Annotated in this window: 4 protein-coding genes and 1 pseudogene; all 5 read right to left on the bottom strand. The window is 33.7% G+C overall.

Annotated elements, in window-relative coordinates; all coding sequences use genetic code 11:
* On the bottom strand, positions 1 to 486 hold a 486-nt coding region (locus OU788_RS11760), incomplete at its 3' end, for an acyltransferase (protein WP_274635342.1).
* A gap of 30 nt (positions 487 to 516) precedes the next feature.
* A complete protein-coding gene (locus OU788_RS11755; protein WP_274635343.1) occupies positions 517 to 1,449 on the bottom strand; it encodes a Gfo/Idh/MocA family oxidoreductase in 933 nt (310 codons plus the stop codon).
* 124 nt (positions 1,450 to 1,573) lie between these two features.
* Positions 1,574 to 1,927 carry a four helix bundle protein gene (locus tag OU788_RS11750; RefSeq protein WP_274635341.1) on the bottom strand — a complete coding sequence of 118 codons (354 nt, stop codon included), beginning with the start codon at positions 1,925 to 1,927 and terminating at the stop codon, positions 1,574 to 1,576.
* Between the two features lie 46 nt (positions 1,928 to 1,973).
* Positions 1,974 to 3,255: pseudogene (locus OU788_RS11745) on the bottom strand (nucleotide sugar dehydrogenase).
* Positions 3,256 to 3,458: 203 nt separating this feature from the next.
* Entirely contained in the window at positions 3,459 to 4,442 is a 984-nt protein-coding gene (locus OU788_RS11740; RefSeq protein ID WP_274635340.1) for an SDR family oxidoreductase, read from the bottom strand.
* Between the last annotated feature and the right edge of the window lie 259 nt (positions 4,443 to 4,701).

The following is a 4,701-nucleotide window of genomic DNA, read 5'->3' as shown; positions in this document are numbered from 1 at the left end:
CCCTTTTCCTATACTGACACCATCAGTTATTGTAACGTTACCTCCAATCCACACATCATCTGATATATTAATTCCTTTTGACACAACACCTTGATTTTTAATCAATTCATTTGGATTATTAAAAATATGATTTGAACCAACTATAACAACATTAGGAGCTATTAATGTATTATTACCAATTACCACCTTTCCTAATATCATTGAGTTTCTATTAACAGAACAATTTCTACCTATAACTATCTCTGAAAAAGTAGTTCTTACTTCTGTGTTTTCACATAAAACAGTTCCATCTCCTATAGTAACATTACCTTTAACTTTAGAATTATCATATATTCTAATATTCTTACCAAGCTTTACCTTTCCTATAAAAAAAACATTTAATCCAACATACAACCTTTTACTTTTTCCTTTAAATAAAATCAAATTATACATTAAAGAAAGTATAAATCTATAACCTCTTCTTATATTATAAACTATATCAATCATTAGACAAACAATGTGTATTTTTCATCTTTACTAAAAAAATGGGTGTAAATCACTAACTTTTGTTAACTCTACATTCCTTATATCATGCACAACCTCTATCGACTGTCTTGCTTCTTGTAAACCAAAGCCATTTCCTTTTAGGATTTCTTGATAACTAGTAGTGTGTAAATCGGTAAAACCTGAGCTAAACTCAATTTCTTCCCCATTTACTGTAATAGAACGATAGGTGCGTTGTCCTTTTTCTTGAATTTCTTTTGGTAAAGTAGTTTCATCAATCGATAAAAACCAACGAACACGCGCTTTTTCAAATTCTAAATAACCTGAAGCTTTGTGTTTTTCTCTTAGATGCACTTTATTTTCTTGTACATTTCCAAAAATCCAAGACAACATATCAAAAAAATGTACTCCGATGTTGGTTGCTATTCCTCCCGATTTACTCTCATCCCCTTTCCAAGAAATATCATACCAATTTCCTCTCGAAGTAATGTAGGTTAAATCTACTTCGTACTTCTCCTTTTTATTTTCTTTTTCAATTTTATTTTTTAAAGCGATGATACTCGGGTGTAATCGTAATTGCAATATCGTATTGATGCTTTTTCCTGTTTCTTTTTCAATTGCTTCTAGGGCATCTACATTCCATGGATTTAACACCAATGGTTTTTCACAAATCGCGTCCGCCCCTCTGCGCAATGCCATACGAATATGAGAATCGTGTAAATAATTGGGCGTACAGATACTTACATAATCCAATTGGATATTTTGTTGTCGTTTTAATTTTTCAATATGGCGATCAAAACGTTCAAACTCTACAAAAAAATCTGCTTTCGGGAAGTAACTATCTAATATCCCTACGCTGTCATTTTTATCCAATGCAGCTAACAATACATTGTTTGTATCTTTAATTGCTTTTAAGTGACGTGGAGCAATATATCCCGCAGCTCCTATGAGTGCAAAGTTTTTCATGGTTGAGGTTGACGTTGACTTAGACTTAGACATTGACGTTGACTTAGGCTCAGACTTAGACGTTGACGTTGACGTTGACGTTGACTTAGACTATAATTTTCCTTAAAAACAACGTTTTTATAAATCATTTCTTTAATTTTCTTTTTAAACCATTAATCCTTTTCTGTATGCTCTGAATCTTCATCACAATGTTATCTCCCGACTCTTGGTTCATATAATTTCTTCTCATCGCAATGATAATTTGTGTTTCTAATTCAAAGCATGATCCAAGGGCTATTTGCAAAAACCTGGCAAAATCTTTTTCTGACTCTCTAGAACTTCCTTCAGCTATATTCGAAGGAATAGAAACCGCTGCTCTAATAATTTGTGTGCTTAAGCTGAATTTTTCCGTTTCAGGAAACCTAGAAACGACATCATAAACAACATCAATTAAGCTAATAGCATCTTGCCAAATATCATATTTTCTAAAATCTCTCATTCTCCTTTCTCTCAACTTTTTTAGTCTATGTCTTAGTTTCAATCCACTAAAGCCCTTTATCTTTTATTGTAGTAGCTAATACGTTTTTTACATCGTATACCACTGATTTTTCATTTCGTAATGATGAAAAATCTAAGTCTTCAAACTCTTTATGCGCTACTGTTAATACAATCGCATCAAAAGTTTCTTTCGGTAATTCTCTTGTTGACGTTAATCCATACTCGTGCATTACTTCCTCTTCGTTTGCCCAAGGATCGTAAATGGTAATATCCGTTCCGTACTCTTTTAAAGCTGCCACCACATCTACTACTTTGGTGTTGCGTACATCAGGACAATTTTCTTTAAAGGTTACTCCTAACACTAAAACGTTCGCATCTTTTACGCGAATATCTTTTTTAATCATCAGTTTTACTACTTCAGAAGCAACATACTCCCCCATACTATCATTTAATCTACGGCCTGCCAAGATTATTTCTGGATGATACCCATATTCTTGAGCCTTTTGTGCTAAATAATAAGGATCTACTCCTATGCAATGCCCTCCAACTAATCCAGGTTTGAATGGTAAAAAGTTCCATTTGGTTCCAGCTGCTTCTAACACATCGTGTGTATTGATATCCATCAAACCAAAAATTTTCGCCAATTCATTTACGAAAGCAATATTGATGTCTCTTTGAGAATTCTCAATAACTTTGGCTGCTTCTGCTACTTTAATTGTTGGTGCTAAATGTGTCCCTGCAGTAATCACTGATTTGTACAAGTCGTCTACTTTTTTTCCTATTTGGTGTAGACCCTGAAGTCACCTTTAAAATCTTTTCAACTGTATGCTCTTTATCTCCTGGATTGATACGTTCTGGAGAGTATCCTCCGTAAAAATCTTTATTGAATTCTAATCCAGATACCCTTTCTAACACAGGAATACATTCTTCCTCAGTTGCACCAGGATACACTGTCGACTCATACACTACAATATCTCCTTGCTTTAACACTGCCCCTACCGTTTCACTCGCTTTTACCAAGGGAGTTAATACAGGACGGTTATTCTTATCAACCGGAGTTGGAACCGTTACTATATAATAGTTACACTCTTTAATATCTTCCAAAGAAGTAGAACAAAACAATCCATTTGAATCTGAAGGCTTTTCTACTAAAACGGATTGTAATACCTCATCCTCTACTTCCAACGTAGTATCAGTCCCCGACATTAATTCTGCTACACGCTCTGTATTAATATCAAAACCTACCGTAGGATATTTTGTCGCAAATAATCTTGCTAATGGCAATCCTACATACCCTAATCCTATAACAGCTATTTTTGGTTGTTTCATTCTTTTTTTTTTGACTATGACTATGACTAAAACAAAGACTATGACTTAGACGTTGACTTAGACTTAGACTGGTCTTATTTTACTTATTAACTATTTTCTTTCTTAATCCAACTATTCTTTTTTGCAAGCTAATTATTGCTTCTAAAACTTTTAAAAAGTCTACTTGTGAAATATAATTTAGTCTTAGACTAAATACCTTCCAATTACAAATTTTCCCAATACCACTTCACCGCTTCTTTTAACCCTTGCTGAAGTGAGTATTGTGGATTATAGTTCAATAAGTTTTTTGCTTTTTCTACACTTGCCAAAGAATGAGGAATATCTCCTACTCTATTAGGTCCGTGTTGTACTTCTATATTTTTTATAGAAGCATCAAACTCTGATAAGTAGTCTTTTAAGTATCTTACTAAATCATTTAAGGTATTTCTATCTCCGTACGCTACGTTGTATACTGTATTTATCGCTTCAGGCTTATCAGCCACCAAAGACAATAAATTTGCTTGAATTACATTGTCTATGTAGGTGAAATCTCTTGAATAATTTCCATCTCCGTTAATGGTAGGTGACTCACCTTTCATAAATTGCCCTACGAATTTTGGAATCACTGCTGCATACGCTCCATTTGGATCTTGCTTTCTACCAAATACATTGAAATAACGGAGTCCGATTGTTTCTAAACCATAGGTTTTTGCAAAAACATCTGCATACAATTCATTCACATATTTTGTGATAGCATAAGGAGATAATGGCTTTCCTATCACCTCTTCTACTTTTGGCAATCCTTTTGAATCTCCATAAGTTGAAGAACTGGCAGCGTATACAAAACGCTTTACCCCTGCATCTCTAGAGGCTACTAACATATTTAGAAATCCTCCCACATTTACGTCGTTAGAAGTAATAGGGTCGTTAATTGATCTAGGCACCGAACCTAAAGCTGCTTGATGCAGTACAAAGTTAGCTCCTTCAACAGCCTTCTTACAATCTTCTAAGTTTCTTATATCACCTTCTATTAATTTGAAATTTGGATTTTCATGAAGGTGCGCTATATTTTCTCTTTTCCCTGTCGCGAAGTTATCTAAACACACTACTTTGTTGTTCTTTTCTAATAGTACCTCACAAAGATTGGAACCTATAAAACCAGCACCTCCAGTAACTACTATTTTTTTTTCGGAAAGATCTATATTCATTTTTAAGAAGTTAAAAATTTCTTTTTCTCTTTTATTTGTCCGCAAAACTACAAAAAACAATATTAATAAAAGGTTATAAAACAAAAAAGGCTATATAAGTTATTTTTTTATTCCACAAGATATAAAGATACTCCCGAAGCGTCGGGATTGCTTCTCCCGAAGTAGAAGTATGGGGATTGCTATGACAAACTTTTGTTTTTCATCCCCCATTCATTTTTTGCTTGTCCAAAAAACGAATCAAAAAAGGACACTTTTTCAA

It is taken from the genome of Tenacibaculum sp. L6 (assembly GCF_028823685.1).
Classification (GTDB): domain Bacteria; phylum Bacteroidota; class Bacteroidia; order Flavobacteriales; family Flavobacteriaceae; genus Polaribacter.
This window is presented reverse-complemented; position numbering and strand designations above follow the sequence as displayed.

Bases quoted from the DNA above. Each gene is read 5' to 3' on its own strand.
- OU788_RS11755 (WP_274635343.1), bottom strand. From the start codon at position 1,449: ATGAAAAACTTTGCACTCATAGGAGCTGCGGGATATATTGCTCCACGT.
- OU788_RS11750 (WP_274635341.1), bottom strand. From the start codon at position 1,927: ATGAGAGATTTTAGAAAATATGATATTTGGCAAGATGCTATTAGCTTA.
- OU788_RS11740 (WP_274635340.1), bottom strand. From the start codon at position 4,442: ATGAATATAGATCTTTCCGAAAAAAAAATAGTAGTTACTGGAGGTGCT.